Raw genomic sequence first — 16,519 nt, forward strand, 5'->3', positions numbered from 1 at the left:
CGGAACGGCCCCGGGGCACCGCCCCGGGGCCGTTCTCTCGGTGGTGGTGGTTAGGTCCTGGGTCAGTGCGCCGTCTCGGCGGGTCGCCAGTTCATCCGGGCCAGCAGCTGCCGGGCCTGGTCGGCGAAGTTGGCGTCCACGGTCACCGCGTACCGGTTGGCCCGCAGTGAGCTGGCCGAGGTGAAGTCGCGCCGGCCGCCGGTCATCGCGTGCGCGATACCGCCGAAGATCGCGCCCCAGAGGGCACCGATGACCAGACCGGCGAGAATGACGGCCAGCCAGTTTCCGATGGTGAAGATGCCGAACAGCAGTCCGATGAAGAGACCGAACCAGGCGCCGGTCGCCGCACCGGCCAGTGCCGCACGGCCGGTGGTCATCCGGCCCAGCACCGTCTCGACGAGCGTCAGGTCGGTACCGACGATGGCGGTCCGTTCGACTGGAAACCTGTTGTCGGCCAGGTAGTCGACCGCCTGCTGCGCCGACGGGTAGTCCGGGTAGGACGCCATCGTGACGGTCGGCTGCCCGGCGGCATCGCCGTAGGCCAGGTCGCCGTAGTCGGCCGGCGCGGAGGTGCCGCCGGCGGGTCCGGGTGGCAGGTTGGTGCCACCAGGCATACCCGGCATACCTGGCCGCATGGCCTCGGTCGGGGTCCTGGATGTGCTCATGATCTGCCTCCTTCGTCAGCGCGCTGGGTTCCCGGCCGGCCGGGAGCGGTAACCCCCGGGCCGGCGACGTTTTCCGGCGATCGGGGCCGGGACCGGACGTTTGGCGATGGTGGCGGATCGGTGGTCCGGTCCGCGCCGTGGGACGCCCGGCGCGGACCGGACCTGGCCGGCGGCGAGGTTCAGCCGGCCGTGCAGGCACTTCCGTTGAGGGCGAACGAACTCGCGGCCGGCAACGTGCTGCCGCTGTACGTGCCCTGGTAGCCGACGCTGGCGGTGCCGCCGGCCGGCAGCGAACCGTTCCAGGCGGCGTTGCGCACCGTGATGGTGCTGCCCGACTGGCTCCAGGTGCCGTTCCAGCCGTTGCTGAGCTGGACGTTCGAGCCGACCGTGAAGGTCAGGGTCCAGCTGCTCAGCGCGGAACCGCCGTTTGTCACCCGGACGTCGGCGGTGAAGCCACCCGACCACTGGTTGGTGGTGTAGGCGACCCGGCAGGCGCCGTTGCCCGGCGGCGGGGTGGTGGGCGGAGCGGTCGTGCTCGGCGGCGGGGTGGTGACCGGCGGCGGGGTGGTGACCGGCGGCGTGGTCGGCACCGGGCCGGCCGCGATCGCCAGGTCGTAGGCCCGCTGCGGGACGAACTGGCCGGCGCTGGCGATGCAGCCGTCCGCCTCGCCCGGCAGCTTCACCCAGAGGAACGCCGCGATGGCGCTGTCACCGGTGTTCGTGGTGCTCGGCACTCCGATCGCCCGGCCGGGCGGGTCGCACCACTCGGTGCCGACCGGGCCGTTGCCGTTGCGGCTGGTGTCGATGACGGCCTTGAGGTGCGAGGCGCCGATTCCGTTGAGGACCGACCTGGCGTACGGGATCGTCTCGGCGTTGCTGCGGTAGTTCGAGACGTTCAGGGCGATGCCGTCGGCGCTGCTGGCGACCTGCGCCCGCACCAGCCGGCTGGCCATCTCCCCGGCCGGCAGCCAGGCCGAGTTCGAGGCGTCGAAGTAGACCCTCGCCTGCGAGGAGGCCGCCTTGATCCGCTGCCCGGCGTACGCCACCGAGGCGGTGGTCTCGGCCTGCTGGGACGAGTTCTGGCAGCTGGTCATCAGGGCCAGCACGTCCGGCTCCACGACGACGGTGGCGGCCCGGCCGCCGATCCCGGCGGCCACCTCGTCGATCCACCGGCGGTACTCGCCGTGGTTCGGGGCCCCGCCCGCGCTGTGGTTGTTGCAGTCCCGGTCGGGGATGTTGTAGATGACCATGATCGGGATCTTGCCGGCCGCCGCGGCGGCGCCCACGAATGAGCTCACCTCGTTGCGGACGGTGTTCGGGTTGTGCTGGGTGAACCAGCGGGCCGCCGGCACGTTCGCGATCCGGTCCCGGATCACGGCGGCCCGCGAGTCGCCCGGGTTCGCGGCCACCCAGCGGGCGGCCTGCGTCTGCGGATCGACGTAAAATACTGAGTCGGCGGCCTCAGCGGGGCTGGGTCGCAGTAGTCCGACACCGGTCACGGTGGCTACAGCAAGTGCCATGGTGCTGGTGGCGATGACCGCGGTGAGTGCGGTTCTCGCGCGCATGCGGTGCTCCCTTCGGGCGGTGGGGATCGAGCTATGTAACTGGAAGCGCTCCCATAGACAGTCACCACCGTACGGGTATGTTGCGTCCGTGTGAAGAGGATGTGTAGTTCGAGCCCTACGATCGGGCGATGACGGGCAATGGTCGTACCCAGGTCGTGGTCGTCGGAGCCGGCATCGCCGGCCTCGCCTGCGCGGCCGAACTCCGCTCGGCCGGCGTGCCGGTCCGACTCCGGGAGCGTTCCCGGGTCCCCGGTGGGCGGCTGGCGAGCCGGCGGCTCGACGGGCGCCCGGCCGACCTCGGCGCCGCCTACTTCACCGTCGACGACCCCGGCTTCGCCGACCTGGTACGCCGATGGCAGGCGGCCGGACTGGCCCGCGAGTGGACCGACACCTTCGTCGCGTACGAGTGCGGCGCCGGTGGTGAACCGGCCGGCGGGCCGCGGCCGGTGCCCGGCCCGATGCGCTGGGCGGCCCCCGCCGGACTGCGGTCCCTGGCCGAGCAGCTCGCCGCCGACCTGCCGGTCGAGACCGGCGCCCCGGTCGAACGGATCGAACCCGGCCCACTCGTCGACGGCGAACCCGCCCGCGCGGTGGTGCTGGCGATGCCCGGACCCCAGGCCGCCCGGCTGCTCGACCCGCGGCTGACCGCGGCCGTGGCGGCGGCCGGCGGCCAGCGGTGGTCGCCGGTGCTCGCGGTCGTGCTGCGCTACGCCGACCGGGACTGGGCCGACTTCGACGGTGCCTTCGTCAACGGCCACCCGGTGCTCGGCGGCATCTGGGACGACGGTGCCCGGCGCGGCGACGGCGCCGCCGTGCTGGTCGCCCACACCACCGCCGACTTCGCCGGCCGGCACCTCGCCGAGCCGGCCGCCGCCGGCCCGGCCGTCGAGGCGGCGGTACGGGATCTGCTCCGGCTGCCCCGGCCCGCCCGCGACCGGTACGTCCACCGGTGGAGCTACGCGCACCCGACCAGCGCGCCCGGCCCCACCGGCCCGGCCGGCTCGGCTGGCTCGGCTGGCTCGGCTGGCTCGGCTGGCTCGGCTGGCTCGGCCGGTTCGGCCGGTTCGGCCGGTTCGGCCGGTTCGGCTGGCTCGGCCGGTGGGGGGCGGCTGTTCCACCTTGACGATGCCGGGGTGGCGCTGGCCGGCGACGCGTTCGGTCGGCCCCGGGTGCAGACCGCCTGGCGGTCCGGCCGGGAGCTCGGCCGGGCGCTCGCCGCGGCCTGACCGGAGTCGACGGCGGGTCCGCCACGGCGGGTCCGCCACGGCGGAGGCTGCCAGCGCGACCCTGACCGTGGTCGCCGACCGGCCGGTCCGCCCGCGGATCTCCGGTGCGCAGGCCGCCCGGGTCAGCCGCCGGTGGCGGCCTGCTCAGCGGCCGGCACCGGCGCCTCGGCGCCGTGCTGCCGGGGGATCCGCCGGCCGGCGCCGTCCAGTAGCCGCATCACCGGGGTGGCGGCGATCCCGTGCACCACCACCGAGACGATCACGGCCAGCCCTGCCGTCGCCCAGAGCAGCTCCTCCTGCGAAAACGCCTCCTGTCCGGTCGCGTACGCCAGGTAGTAGAAGGTGCCGACGCCCCGGATGCCGAAGGAGGCGATCACCCAGTGCTCGGCCGGCCGGCCCGGCGAGCCGCGCAGCGACAACCAGCCGAACAGCGGCCGGACCAGGAAGATCAGGGCGAGCGCCACGCCGACCGCCGGCCAGGTGAGCGGCGCGAGCAGCCCGCTCACCACCGCGCCGCCGAACAGCAGCAGCAACAGCACCGTGAGCAGCCGCTCGACCTGCTCGGCGAAGTCGTGCAACACCTGGTGGTACTCGTGCGACCGCTCGGCCGCCCGGATCGCCCGGGCGGCCACGAACACCGCGAGGAAGCCGTAGCCGCCGAGCACCTCCACCACGCCGTACGACAGGAAGGTGGCGGCCAGCGCCAGGAACCCCTCCGAGTGGCGGGCCAACTGCAGCGCCTCCGACCGGACCCGGAAGAAGAGCCGGCCGAGCAGCCATCCCACCGCCAGTCCGCCGACCACGCCCATGCCCACCTTGTACGCGAGGTCAACGGTCGCCCAGGGGCCGACCCAGGACCAGGGCCCCTCCGCCGCGACCGCCGCGGCGGCCATCGCCATCGCCGCGTACACGAACGGGAAGGCCAGCCCGTCGTTGAGACCGGCCTCGGAGGTGAGCGCGAACCGGACCTCGTCCTCCGGGTCCTCCACGTCGTTGGGCTCGCCGACCTGCACGTCGGCGGCGAGCACCGGATCGGTCGGCGCCAGCGCGGCGGCGAGCAGCAGCGCGGCGGCCGGCGCCAGGCCGACCCACCACCAGCCGAGCAGCGCCACGGCGGCGATGGTCAGCGGCATGGCGACGGCGAGCAGCCGCCAGGTCGCCGACCAGCGTCGCCAGCCGAGCGGCCGGTCGATCTTCAGGCCGGCGCCCATCAGGGCGACGATCACCCCCACCTCGGCGAGGTGGGTGGCGATGGTGGGATGGCTGAGCGGATCCGGCGTCGGGAGGCTGATCGGCAGCGCGAAGACGAGCATGCCCAGCGCGAGGAAGGCGATCGGCATCGACAGTGGCTGCCGTTCGAGTAGCCGGGGCAGCACTCCGGCCAGGAGAGCGCCCAGTCCCAGCAGCGCGAACGCGAGGTCGATCGGATCCACCACACACCTCTTCCAGCCCACCCCGCGGGTGGGGAGGTGCCTTACCATTCCCTGCCGGACCCCCGGCTACTCTCGCCGGTCAGTCCGGGCGAGTGGCGTTGCTCTCAGCACCGGTGGACGGGATCAGCATCTCGAACCAGACGGTCGAGCCGCGCACCGTCGGATCGGTGCCCCAGGCGTCGCTGAGCTGCTCGATCAGGCCCAGGCCGCGCCCCCGGCTGCTCAGCGCCTCGGTCCTGGTCCGGGTCACCGTGCCGCGGGTGCCGCTGTCGGCCACCGACACCAGCAGCCGCTCCGGGCTCAGGTCGATCTCCACCCGGGCCGCCGTCCCGGCGTGCAGCAGGGCGTTGGTGGTCAACTCGCTGGTGCACAGCACCGCCGAGCCGATCACCGCCTCGGGCACCTGCCAGGCGTTGAGCTGCGCGGTCAACCAGTGCCGGACCCGACCGGGCGCGGTCGGCTCGGCCGGCACCTCCAGCCCGGCGGACCGGCTGGGTGCGGTGGCGTGCTCCACCGCGAGCACCGCAACGTCGTCCTCGGTGGCTCCGGGCACCGCGCCGGTGGCCACCGCGCAGAGCGCCCGCGGGTCCCCGCTCGGCGCGCCGGCGACCGCCTCGGCCAGCGCCGCCAACCCGGCGGAGAGCCCCTGGCGGCGACGCTCCACCACCCCGTCGCTGTAGAGCAGCAGGGTGTCGCCGGGCCGGAAATCGACGGTGACCGCCACCCGGACGCCGTCCAGGCCCAGCGGCACGCCGGGCGGCACCTCGACGAACCGGGCGGAGACCGGCCCGTCGGCGGTCGGCCGGCGCAGCACCGGGGCCGGATGACCGGCACTGGCCACGGTGAGCTGTCCGGTCTCCGGCTCGACCACGCCGTAGACGACGGTGACGAAGAGCTCGTCGCTGTGCGCCTCGGCACCGAGGCTCTGCACCAGCCGGTCCAGCCCGTGCAGCACCACCGCCGGGTCCGGGTCGGTCAGGGCGAGCGCGCGCAGCGCGGCCCGGACCTGCCCCATCAACGCGGCGGCCTGCACATCGTGCCCGGCGACGTCGCCGAGGACGACGGCCAGCTGCCCGCCCGGCAGGGTGAACGAGTCGTAGAAGTCGCCGCCGGCGGCGTTCCCGTCGACACCGGGCTCGTACCGGGCGGCGATCCGCATCCGGGGCAGGTCGGCCAGGTGCTCCGGCAGCATGCTGCGCTGCAGCAGCTGGGACATGCCGTGTTGGGTCTCGAACCGGCGGGCCCGTTCGGCCGCCTGCGCGACAAGTTCCGTGGAGGCGGCCAGCAGCGCCCGCTCGGCCGGCGACCAGTCGTGCGGGCGCTGGTAGCCGACGGTGAGCGCGCCGCGCGTCGACGGCGTGCGGATCGGCAACGCCGCCAGTGCCCGGATCTTCTGGTCGTGCCGGTCCAGCGCCGTGTCGAGCAGCGGTTGGCCGTCGGCGTGGTAGGCGGGCGTGCCGCTGCCGGCCGTGACGATCAACGGCGCGGGGGAGTCGGCCGGGAACCGGCGCCACAGCGGCGGCAGCCGCTCATCGGCCTCGTCGAGCAGTTCGCCGCGGACCCGGCGGACCACCCGCCAGCCGGCGCCGTCGTCGACGCCAAAGGCGACCTGGTCGGCGTCGAAGGAGGCCGCGGCGTTGCGCAGCGTCACCCGGGCCACGTCGTCGAGGGTGAGCGTGCCGGACAGCGCCGAGGTCAGCTCGCTCAGGCTCTGCAACCGGCGGGTGACCTGGGTGGTCTCGGCGGTCACCGTGAGCATCCCGATCACCTGGCCGTGGGAGTCGCGCACCGCGGAGTAACCCCGGGTGAAGACCGCCTGCTCGACCAGGCCGGATTCGGCGCGTACCAGCGGGAGCAGGACCTCCTTCTGCAGCTGCGGCTGGCCGGTGCGCAGTACCCGCTCGATGACGTCGCCCATGCCGGGCTCGTGCCACCCCTCGGCGAACACCTCGGCGAGCGGGCGGCCGAAGGCCGTCGGGTGCTTGGTGCCGATCAGCTCGGCGTACCCGTCGTTGTAGATCAGGGCCAACTCGGTGCCGTACCCGAGGGCCATCGGCACCGGCGAGGAGAGCAGCAGGTCGACCACGGCGTGCAGGGCGGGGTCCCACTGCTCGGGCGGGCCGAGTGGGGTGTCGTGCCAGGCCCGGGCCCCGGCCGGCGGTCCGACCACCGCGGCGACAGCGGCCGGCGGCGCGGGAGGAGCGGCGGGGATCCGCCCAACGGCGCCTGGCATGACAGCAGCCTAACGGGAACGATCGAATCCGGTTACGGACGGACCCCCGGGGCGCCGGCGGGCGGATGGGAACGGCGTCGGCGTGCGCCGTTTCGGACCCGAAATCCGAAAAATGCTCTGACCTGGTGGGGTTGGTAACAAGATCATGGGGTATGCGGGCGTCGGCAAGTCCATGACAGGAGGGACAGCATGTCCGAAACCGTCGCGGTCAGGCAGGTCGACGTCGGTGACGCCCTGATCGACATGTGGAGATCGGTACTTCTATTCGTGCCGCGGGCGATTGCCTTCATCGCCATCTTGGTGATCGGCTGGATCATCGCCCGGTTCGTCGCAAAGATCGTTGATAGGGCCCTGGAACGGGTCGGATTCGACCGGGCCGTGGAACGTGGCGGGGTCGGCCGGGCGCTGGAGCGGACCAGATACGACGCCAGCGACATCCTTGCCAAGCTCGCGTTCTACGCGGTCATGCTGTTCACGTTGCAGTTCGCGTTCGGCGTCTGGGGTCCGAACGCGATCAGTGACCTGATCGGCGCGGTCGTGGCCTGGCTGCCGCGGGCCTTCGTGGCCATCGTGATCGTGGTGGTGGCGGCGGCGATCGCCAGTGCCGTCCGCGACCTGATGACCGGCGCGCTCGGCGGCCTCTCGTACGGCCGGGTGCTGGCGACCCTGACCTCGATCTTCATCGTGGCGCTCGGTGTGATCGCCGCGCTGAACCAGGTCGGCATCGCCACCACCGTCACCACACCGGTGCTGATCGCCGTGCTGGCCACGGTCGCCGGGGTGCTCATCGTCGGGGTCGGCGGTGGTCTGGTCAAGCCGATGCAGCACCGCCTGGAGCTCTGGCTGCAGCGGGCCAGCACCGAGTCCCGGATGATGCGGGAACGGGGCCAGGGCTACGCGGCCGGCCGGGGCGACATGGATCGGCAGATGGCCGATCGGACCGGTGGTCAGAACCAGCCAGCCGGTCAGGAGTCACCGGCGATGGCGGGAGCCCGCGGTGGCCAGGGCCGTACCCAGGGCAGCGGAGGCCCGCAGTCCGGCGGCTCGGCCGGCCCGGGGACCAGCGGCGCCAGCCAGAACCGACCGGGTTCGAGTGGTCGGTGAGTTCACCCCGCCGCCGGCCGGTCACCACCGGCCGGCGGCGGTCCGCCGTTGAGCGGGCAAGCGGCCCAGGCCGTCCGGTCCCGGGCGGCCTGGGCGCTGGCCAGCGCGCAGACGGCGACCAGCCGGGCCAGCACCCAGTCCGGGGCCGACCAGTCGACTGTCGAGCCGTCGAGCGTCGAGCCGTCGTGCTCACGGGTGGTGGGGGGCTGCCAGCCGTGGCTGCCGGCCGCCTCGCGTACCCCCTCGGCGTAGCCGGCCAGGGCGGCGTCGTGTACCACGCTGCCCGCCGCGGCCAGACTGTCGCGGACCGCCGCGGCGTGCTGATCAATCTCGGCCAGCAGACTCGGCCGGTCCGCCGCAGCGGCGAGCCCAGCGGTGCCGACCGATTCCATCAGGGAGGTCAACACCGAGCGTGCCGGCCGCACGGCCGGACCCCGGGCACCCCCGCTGAGCAGCCCATACATGTGACCCGACAGTAGCCAACGGGCATCCCGACCACCTCGTCCGGTCGGTGGGTACCGGCCGGCGGGCGGTCGAATCCGGGTGGGTCGCGGGGTTGACCCGAACTAGTCCGCCGGGCCGGACTCGGCCGGCTGACGCCGCATCGCGTCGTCGGCGAGGATCACCGTGGCAACCATCAGCGCCACACAGACGCTGAAGAGCCAGGAGGCGTCGGAGACGAGCCGGGCGGAGACGGGGGCCTGCAGGGCGGCCAGCACGAAGCCGACCCACGCCCAGCGGCGCTGGCGCGCGGAAAGGAAACCGGGAGCCTGATGCATCCCGAAATTCTGCCCACACCGGGGCGGCGGTGCCGTCAGCCGATCGGACCATTTCCGGGTTGTCTGTCCGGATAATCGATCTGGTGTCCGGTCACCGTCGGCCCGGTCCGCCGAGGTCGGGCTGCCGGCCCGGGAGCCAACCGGCTGGCGTGCCAGCTGGTGGTACGGAAAGATCGCCGGTCGTGCCGAAAGCCCCACCGTCCACCCGCTTCCCCCTGCTGCTCCTCGCCTACTTCGCCTTCATCAGCCTCGGGCTGCCGGACGGCCTGCTCGGCGTCGGCTGGCCATCGATCAGCCCCGACTTCGGCGTACCGACCGCCGCGGTCGGCCTGCTGCTGACCGTCAGCACGACCGGCTACCTGATCTCCAGCGTGGCGGCCGGATTCAGCATCGCCCGGCTCGGCGTCGGCTGGCTGCTGGCGGCGAGCACCGGGATGGCCGGTCTGGCCCTGGCCGGCTACTCCGTGTCGCCGGGGCTGACCGTGATGCTCGGGTTCGGGCTGCTGCTGGGGCTCGGCTCCGGAGCCATCGACTCGGGCCTCAACGCGTACGCGGCGACCGCCTTCGGCCCTCGGCACATGAACTGGTTGCACGCCTTCTTCGGGCTCGGGGTGGCGATCGGCCCGCTGATCATGACGACGGTGCTCAGCACCGGCCTGGCCTGGCGGTGGGGCTACGGCATCGTGGCCACCGCCCAGCTACTGCTCGCGCTCGCGTTCGCCCGCACCGCCGGTGCCTGGGCCAACCACCGGTCGGCCGCGACCACGTCGACGCGGCAACCGACCGCGGAGCCGGAGCCGACGGCAGGACCGGAGCCGGTGGCAGAGCCGGAGCCGACGGCAGGACCGGAGCCGGTGGCGGGGCCGGAGCCGGTGGCGGGGCCGGAGCCGGCCGTCGCGCCGGCGCCGCCGGTCGGGCCGGTGCGGATCAAGGAGACCCTCGCGTTGCCCGCGGTCTGGCTCGGTGCCCTCGGCTTCGCCGTCTACGTCGCGATCGAGGTGGCCGCCGGGCTGTGGGCCTTCCTGCTGCTCACCGAGGGGCGCGGCCTCAGCGCGACGGTCGCCGGGGTGTGCGTGTCGATCTACTGGGGCAGCCTCTTCGTCGGCCGGGTGGTGCAGGGGTTCGTGGCCGAACGGCTGGGCAGTGCCCGGGTGCTGCGGTGGAGCCTGGTGGCGATGGTGGTGGGCGCGGTCCTGGTGGCCGTACCGGGGCCGGCGCCGCTCGCGGTGGTCGGACTCGCCACCATCGGGTTCGGCGCCGCCCCGGTCTTCCCGCTGCTCACCCTCACCACCGCCGAGCGGGTGGGGGCCGCCCACGCCGACCGGACCATCGGCATGCAGATCGGTGCCGCCGGCCTCGGCGGCACCCTTGCCCCGGCCGGCATCGGCATCCTGATCGGCCGGTTCTCGGTCGAGGCCCTCGGCCCGTCGCTTGTCGTCCTCACGGTGGTGCTGCTCGCCCTGCACGCCAGCGGCGGCCGGCGGACCCGGCCCGCCGGCCCGGCTGGCGACGGGGATCAGTTGGGGCCGGTACGACCCGTGGTGGAGGGTCGGTAGCGGCGCTGGTTGTCGGTCATCTCCCGGCCGCCGTCCGTACCGTGGCCGGCCGGCGGCGTGTCGGCGGGCTCCGCGCCGTGCCCGAAGGCCGACTCGGCACCGGCGTCGCTGCCGGTCACGTCGTCCACCTCGCCGTCGGAGGCGGCGGCGCCCATCGCCCGCTCCAACTCGCTCAGCGGCAACCGTTCCTCGTCCCGCCAGGCGCGTTCCTGGCCGTCGTCCATCCGGTTCTCGGTCATCCCCCTGGCGTACCCGGCGGGCATTCGCCGAAACGCCGGCGCGGCGACCCCCCGGGTGTTCCGGGACGGCCGCCGCGCCGGTGGTGGTGCCGGGCGGGCCTACGGCTGGGGCCGGTCCACCTGGCCGCGCCAGGCGCCGGTCTCGGCGCCGCGGCTCTCGATGAACTCCTTGAACCGCTTGAGGTCGCCCTTTGTGGTCCGGTCCACCACGCCGAGCTTGTCGCCGGCCTGTTCGGCGACGCCGTGCGGCTCGAACTCCATCTGCAACGTCACCCGGGTGTGCTGCTCGTCCAGCCGGTGGAAGGTGACCACCCCGGCCTGCTTGGTGCCGCCGGTGGACGTCCACGCCACCCGCTCGTCGGGCAGCTGCTCGGTGATCTGCGCGTCGAACTCCCGCTTCACCCCGGCGATGTCCACCGTCCAGTGGGTCATCGTGTCGGAGATCTGGCGGACCTCCTGCACCCCGGACATGAACTGGGGAAACTCCTCGAACTGGGTCCACTGGTCGTACGCGGTCCGGACTGGCACCGCCACGTCAACGGATTCGGTCACTGCGCCCATGGCACTTCCTCCTTGATCTGTCGCCGGTCGGCCGGATCGCGGCCGGTCACCAGCGGTGTGTCTCGTTCGGGTGTCCCAACGCGGCCCACACGTCGGAGACCGTCTCGTATTCGGTGCCGTCGGGTAGCCGGTCCAGCTGCGTCAGCACATCGTCGGGGGCTTCGTTCTCCTCGGCGCTGCGGCGCAGTGCGGTCCGGTCACCGGGCAGTGCCGAGAGGCTGATGAACCGCCCGAGTCGGCTGCGCTGTTCGACCTCCTCCGGGGTCATCCCCTGCGGCACACCGATGCGGGTGTCGCCGGTCGGGACCACGGTCGGCTCCGGTTGGTCCTCACCGGGCGGTTCCGGCTGGCGCCACTCCTCGACCCGGGAGCCGGCGGTGCCGTGCACCGTTCCCTCGACCTCCCGGCTCATCTCGTCGTCCAGCCGCGGTCCGTGCTTGCTGTTGCCACGTTCCATGTCTATTGCGCTACCCGGGGGTGGAGTGGCTAAACGCCTATCCGTCGGCCGGTGACCGCGGCGGTAGGGCCGGCTCCACCGGCTCCTCGGCGCCACCCTGCAGCGCCCGGCCGCGCTGCAGTTCCGCGTTGATCTCGACGCCCAGCATCAGCGCGCAGTTGGACAGGTAGAGCCAGACCAGGAAGGCGATCACCGCGCCGATGCTGCCGTAGGTGACGTCGTACGAGCCGAAGTTCGCCACATACAGCCCGAATCCGGATGAGACCAGCACCCAGGAGGCCATCGCCACCACCCCGCCGACCGTCAGCCAGCGGAACCGCGGCTGCTGGACATTGGGCGCGATCCAGAACAGCAGCGAGAGCAACAGCATCATGATCAGCACCAGCAGCGGCCACTTCGCGACCGTCCAGGCGGTGCGGAGGGCGTCGCCCAGGCCGATCCTGTCACCCACGGCGTCGGCGACCGGGCCGCTCACGATGAGCAGGGTGGCGACCGCCGCCACCAGCACCAGCACCACGGCGCTGAGCCCCACCTGGAGCGGGCGGAGCAGGTAGAACGGCCGACCCTCCTGGACGCCGTAGATCGCGTTCGAGGCGCGGGTGAAGGAGCCGATGAAGTTCGACGCCGACCAGAGTGCGGCGAGCAGCCCGAAGCTGAGCAGCACGCTTGCCGAGTTCCGCTGGACCACCACCGAGCGGATCACCTCGGTGAAGGTGTCGTCGCCGACCACCGGTCCGGCACCGACGTCGCGGGCCAGCCCGACGATGGTGTCGACGGTCTGCTCGCCGTCGGAGACCAGCCCGACCAGGGCGACGATCACAATGGCGGAGGGGAAGACCGCCAACACCCCGTAGTAGGTGAGCGCCGCCGCCCAGTCCGGGCAGTTGTGCCCGAAGAACCCCCGGGCGGCGCGGACGAACGCGTCCCGCCAGGTCCGCCACCGCAACTGCCGGATCCGGTACGGCAGCCGCGGCGCGCGCCGACCGCCCGGTTTCCCGCCGCCGGCCCCCTCGGCGCTGCCGGTACCGCCGGCCTCCCCGGCCTCGTCCTCGACGGCAGTGGTCGTGGACGCCCCGTCGGTCCTTGCCGCCATCGCTTCTCCCTGCTGCCGCCGCTCGCCCGCCGTCGGACCCCTCCCGGGTGGGGTCCCGGACGCGGGCTTGGTGGCGGAGGCCCTACCCCGGCAGGGTAACCGGCAAACCCGCCTCGGGACCGGCCGGTTTGCCGGCTGCCGGACGGGGAACGCGGACGGACTGACCGCGGGAAACGCGGACGGACTGACCGGGGCGCGCCGACGGCGCCGACCTGACGCCGGGCCCGCGGCCGACGGGAAGGAGGAGCGTGATGCCCGCACCCGAGGTGGTTCCCAGCACCCTGAAACGCTCGCCGCGCAAGGCCCGGGAGACCTGGGAGAAGACGCATGACGCGGCGGTGCGGACCTACGGCGAGGGGCAGCGCGCCCACCGGACCGCGTTCGCCGCCGTCAAGCACTCGTACGAGAAGGTCGGCGACCACTGGGAGCCGAAGGCGCGCCGGGGACCGAGCGACGCGCAGGCAGCCGGTGGTGGACCCGCCCGGCGGGCGCCGACCGCCGGTGGGGTGGACGCCAACGCCTCCAAGGACCACCTGTTGTCGGTCGCCAGGCGGCTCGACATCCGGGGCCGGTCCCGGATGACCAAGGCCGAACTGGTGGGCGCCATCCAGAAGGCCAATGCCAGGCAGAGCCGGCGGGCACTGGGCCGGCGCTGAGCCGGCCCGCCGACGCCGGCCGGCAACTCTCCGCGAACGGCCCGCGCACCTACCGGTGGTGGCCGCGCCGGCTCACCAGCCCCACTTCGGGCCGTCGGGCGCGCTGATGTGCACCACCTTCGTCGCGGTCAGCTCGTCGAGCAGCTCCGGGCCGTACCCGAAGCCCTGACCGCTGCCGCGGCGCGGGTGGGCGGCGCCGCCGGGCGCCCCGCCGAAGACGGCGTTGATCTTCACGGTGCCGACCGGCAGCTCCCGCCAGGCCCGCTGGGCGTGCTGCATCGAACCGGTGAGCACGGTGGCGGAGAGCCCGTACGCGGAGTTCGCGGCCCGCGACAGCGCCTCGTCGAAGGAGTCGACCGCCAGCACCGGGGCGACCGGGCCGAACGTCTCCTCCCGCATGACCGCCATCCGGTCGGTGCAGTCGGCCAGCACGGTCGGCGGGTAGAAGGCGCCCGGTCCGTCCGGGACGAACCCGCCGCAGAGCAGCCGGGCACCGTCGGCGACGGCGGCCAGCACCTGGCCGTGCACCTGGTCGCGGTGCCGCCGGTCGACGAGCGGACCCAACTCGGTGCGCGGGTCCCGGCCCGGCCCGACCTTCATCGCCTCGGCGACCCGGACCAGGCTGGCCGAGAGGCGCTCGACGATCGAGGTGTGCGCGTAGACCCGTTCGACCGCGACGCAGAGCTGTCCCGAGTTCGCGAACGCGCCGAGCGCGATCTGCCGTGCCGCCCACTCGGGATCGACGTCGGCGTCGACGATGACCGGGTCGTTGCCGCCGTTCTCCAGCAGCGCCTTGGCGCCGGTGACCGCGCAGGCGGCGGCGATGGCCCGACCGGTGGCGGTCGAGCCGACGTGCGCGACCACGTCGACGTCCTGGGCGGCCAGGGTCGCCCCCACCGGTCCGGCGCCGGTGAGCAGCGAGAGCACCCCGTCGGGCAGGTGCTCGTCGAGCAGCCGGGCGAGCAGCCAGCCGGTGGCGGGGGTCCGCTCGCTGGGCTTGTGGATGACCGCGTTGCCGGTCACCAGGGCGGCGCCGAGCAGCCCGCAGGTGACCGCCACCGGGTCGTTCCACGGGGTGATCGCCGCGACCACGCCGCGCGGCTCGACGGCCATCAGGTCGATCGCCTCGGCCGGTCCGGCCAGTGCCCGGCCGCGGTGTACCGGACCGAGTTCGGCGTACTGGCGCAGGCTCGCCACGCCGGCCTCGACCCCGCCGCGCGCGCCGCCCGCGGGTCGACCCATCTCGGCGGTCTGGACCTCGGCGAGCTGGTCGGCCGCCGCCTCCACCGCCGCCGCGGCGCGGTGCAGGGCCGCGGCCCGCTCGGCGGGCGCGGTGCGGGCCCAGCGCGGGGCGGCCTCGCGGGCGGCCTTCACCGCCGCCGCCACCGCTGCCGGGTCGGCCACCGGCGCGCGGCTCACCTCGGTGCCGTCGGAGGGGTCCAGCACGAGTAGCTCACCGGCGTCCCCGTCCGGTCCCCACCCGCCCGCGATGAGTTGCCGCACCTGGTACATGAGGCGGTGGATGCCCCGGTAGGACCGGGACAAACCAGCGGGCTAGCGGCGGATGTTGCGGTGCCGGGTCCGCAGCTTGAACGGCATCAGCGCACTCTCGATCTTGGTGGCCGTGGTCATCTTCGACTCGCCGTCGTTGCGCTCCTCGAACCGGATCGGCACCTCGAGGATGGTGTGCCCGAGTCTGGTGGCCAGGTAGTGCATCTCGACCTGGAAGCTGTACCCATTGGACTGCACCCGGTCCAGGCCGATGTCCCGCAGCGCGTCGGCCCGCCAGATCTTGAAGCCGGCCGTCAGATCGCGGATGCGTACCTGCAGCAGGGTGTGCACGTAGAAGTTGGCCCAGCCGCTGAGCGCCCGACGATACAGCGGCCAGGCCTCGTCGAGCTGGCCGCCGGGGACGTAGCGGGAACCGATCACCACACCGGCCCGGGTGGACAGTAGTGCGCCCAGCATCCCGGGCAGCGCCTCCGGCGGGTGCGACAGGTCGGCGTCCATCTGCGCGACGTACTCCGCGCCGCTGTCCAGCGCCCGGCTGATGCCGTCGACGTAGGCGCGGCCCAGGCCCTCCTTGCCGGCCCGGTGCGCCACCCGCACCCGGTCCGGCTGCTCGATGGCGAGCTTGTCGGCCACCTCCCCGGTGCCGTCCGGCGAGTTGTCGTCGGTGACCAGGATGGTCAACCCGGGCAGCGGCAGCGCCAGCAGTCGTTCCACCAGTACGGGCAGGTTGCCCGCCTCGTTGTAGGTGGGTACCACGACGGTGAGGCGGGCGTCTCGCCAGGGAGCGGGCAGCTGCACGGGTTCGATCATTACTCGTATCCTCGGTTTGCCGGCGGCGGTGATGGGGAGAGGGTAGCCAGGTGGTCTGTCGGCCCCGGTGCGTGGGCCAGTCGTGTACTACCTGTCTATCACCTCGACCACCCGACCCCGCAGCACGCCGAACGCGCGGCAGCCACCCGGCGGTCGGGCCGGACGGCTGCCGGAATCACCGGTGCGGCGGCGGCCGCGGTCAGGGCAGGCTGAGGTCGAGCCGGGTCACCGTTCCCGCCGTCACGGTCGTGGTACGGGGTGCGCCGTCCCGCTCGTCGGCGCGCGCCACGAGTTCGTAACGACCTGGCGGCAATCGCCATTCGTAGCGCCCCTCGGGGCCGGTGACGACCCCCATCTCGGGAATGGCCGGCGCCGGGTCGTCCAGGGCGGTCACCAGCACCGCGGCCCCGGCCACCGGGCGTCCGTCGGCTGTGGTCGCCACCCCGGTCACGGTGCCCATCGGGTCCGCCCCCGTCGACGACGGCGCCGGGCCGTCGTCGGAGACCGGCCGGTCGCCACCGAGCGCCAGCGCGGCCGCCGCCGCCACCAGCAGCGGCGCGGCCACCAGGAGCACGATCACCGCCACGCGTCTGCCGCCCATCGCTCCTCCTCGGAATATCACGGACAGTC

17 protein-coding genes are annotated in these 16,519 nt (G+C 73.6%); 4 read left to right on the forward strand and 13 right to left on the reverse strand.

What is annotated here, in order from left to right; all coding sequences use genetic code 11:
- Positions 1-62: 62 nt before the first annotated feature.
- Entirely contained in the window at positions 63-635 is a 573-nt protein-coding gene (locus O7627_RS12935) for a general stress protein (protein ID WP_347404708.1), read from the reverse strand.
- A 209-nt stretch (positions 636-844) separates the two neighbouring features.
- A complete protein-coding gene (locus tag O7627_RS12940) occupies positions 845-2,230 on the reverse strand; it encodes a glycoside hydrolase family 6 protein (RefSeq protein ID WP_278093751.1) in 1,386 nt (461 codons plus the stop codon).
- Between the two features lie 128 nt (positions 2,231-2,358).
- Between O7627_RS12940 and O7627_RS12945 the strand changes: the two genes are divergently transcribed.
- Positions 2,359-3,456: an FAD-dependent oxidoreductase gene (locus O7627_RS12945; protein ID WP_278093752.1), complete on the forward strand. Its 1,098-nt coding sequence runs from the start codon at positions 2,359-2,361 to the stop codon at positions 3,454-3,456.
- Between the two features lie 122 nt (positions 3,457-3,578).
- On the opposite strand, the gene O7627_RS12950 is transcribed toward O7627_RS12945, so the two are convergent.
- Both O7627_RS12950 and O7627_RS12955 read right to left on the reverse strand, forming a co-directional pair.
- Positions 3,579-4,889, reverse strand: a complete 1,311-nt coding sequence (locus tag O7627_RS12950) for a cation:proton antiporter (protein ID WP_278093753.1) — start codon at positions 4,887-4,889, stop codon at positions 3,579-3,581.
- A 79-nt stretch (positions 4,890-4,968) separates the two neighbouring features.
- Positions 4,969-7,122 (reverse strand): SpoIIE family protein phosphatase, encoded by a 2,154-nt coding sequence (locus O7627_RS12955; protein WP_278093754.1) that lies wholly within the window; start codon positions 7,120-7,122, stop codon positions 4,969-4,971.
- A gap of 189 nt (positions 7,123-7,311) precedes the next feature.
- Here O7627_RS12955 and O7627_RS12960 point away from each other — a divergent pair, with 189 nt between their 5' ends.
- Positions 7,312-8,226: a hypothetical protein gene (locus tag O7627_RS12960; protein ID WP_278093755.1), complete on the forward strand. Its 915-nt coding sequence runs from the start codon at positions 7,312-7,314 to the stop codon at positions 8,224-8,226.
- A gap of 2 nt (positions 8,227-8,228) precedes the next feature.
- Here O7627_RS12960 and O7627_RS12965 read toward each other — a convergent pair whose 3' ends face one another.
- Complete coding sequence (locus O7627_RS12965) at positions 8,229-8,690, reverse strand: DUF6401 family natural product biosynthesis protein (protein ID WP_278093756.1); 462 nt, start codon at positions 8,688-8,690, stop codon at positions 8,229-8,231.
- Between the two features lie 102 nt (positions 8,691-8,792).
- Complete coding sequence (locus O7627_RS12970) at positions 8,793-9,005, reverse strand: hypothetical protein (protein WP_278093757.1); 213 nt, start codon at positions 9,003-9,005, stop codon at positions 8,793-8,795.
- 182 nt (positions 9,006-9,187) lie between these two features.
- On the opposite strand from O7627_RS12970, the gene O7627_RS12975 reads away from it, so the two are divergent.
- Positions 9,188-10,561 (forward strand): MFS transporter, encoded by a 1,374-nt coding sequence (locus O7627_RS12975; RefSeq protein ID WP_278093758.1) that lies wholly within the window; start codon positions 9,188-9,190, stop codon positions 10,559-10,561.
- Here the strand turns inward: O7627_RS12975 and O7627_RS12980 are convergent.
- The 4 genes from O7627_RS12980 to O7627_RS12995 all read right to left on the reverse strand — a co-directional run bounded on the left by O7627_RS12980 (position 10,522) and on the right by O7627_RS12995 (position 12,911).
- On the reverse strand, positions 10,522-10,785 hold the full coding sequence (locus O7627_RS12980) for a hypothetical protein (protein ID WP_278098264.1): 264 nt from the start codon (positions 10,783-10,785) through the stop codon (positions 10,522-10,524). The genes O7627_RS12975 and O7627_RS12980 overlap by 40 nt on opposite strands.
- 114 nt (positions 10,786-10,899) lie before the next feature.
- Positions 10,900-11,361 carry an SRPBCC family protein gene (locus tag O7627_RS12985; RefSeq protein ID WP_278093759.1) on the reverse strand — a complete coding sequence of 154 codons (462 nt, stop codon included), beginning with the start codon at positions 11,359-11,361 and terminating at the stop codon, positions 10,900-10,902.
- Between the two features lie 46 nt (positions 11,362-11,407).
- A complete protein-coding gene (locus tag O7627_RS12990; protein WP_278093760.1) occupies positions 11,408-11,818 on the reverse strand; it encodes a DUF2795 domain-containing protein in 411 nt (136 codons plus the stop codon).
- Positions 11,819-11,855: 37 nt separating this feature from the next.
- Positions 11,856-12,911 (reverse strand): YihY/virulence factor BrkB family protein, encoded by a 1,056-nt coding sequence (locus tag O7627_RS12995; RefSeq protein ID WP_278093761.1) that lies wholly within the window; start codon positions 12,909-12,911, stop codon positions 11,856-11,858.
- Between the two features lie 251 nt (positions 12,912-13,162).
- On the opposite strand from O7627_RS12995, the gene O7627_RS13000 reads away from it, so the two are divergent.
- Entirely contained in the window at positions 13,163-13,567 is a 405-nt protein-coding gene (locus tag O7627_RS13000) for a ChaB family protein (protein WP_278093762.1), read from the forward strand.
- Positions 13,568-13,639: 72 nt separating this feature from the next.
- Here the strand turns inward: O7627_RS13000 and O7627_RS13005 are convergent, their stop codons facing one another.
- From O7627_RS13005 to O7627_RS13015, 3 genes are all read right to left on the reverse strand, one after another.
- A complete protein-coding gene (locus O7627_RS13005; protein WP_278093763.1) occupies positions 13,640-15,079 on the reverse strand; it encodes an aldehyde dehydrogenase family protein in 1,440 nt (479 codons plus the stop codon).
- A 42-nt stretch (positions 15,080-15,121) separates the two neighbouring features.
- On the reverse strand, positions 15,122-15,889 hold the full coding sequence (locus O7627_RS13010; RefSeq protein ID WP_278093764.1) for a polyprenol monophosphomannose synthase: 768 nt from the start codon (positions 15,887-15,889) through the stop codon (positions 15,122-15,124).
- A 199-nt stretch (positions 15,890-16,088) separates the two neighbouring features.
- On the reverse strand, positions 16,089-16,490 hold the full coding sequence (locus O7627_RS13015) for a carboxypeptidase-like regulatory domain-containing protein (RefSeq protein ID WP_278093765.1): 402 nt from the start codon (positions 16,488-16,490) through the stop codon (positions 16,089-16,091).
- Positions 16,491-16,519 lie beyond the last annotated feature (29 nt).

It is taken from the genome of Solwaraspora sp. WMMD1047 (assembly GCF_029626155.1).
GTDB lineage: Bacteria > Actinomycetota > Actinomycetes > Mycobacteriales > Micromonosporaceae > WMMD1047.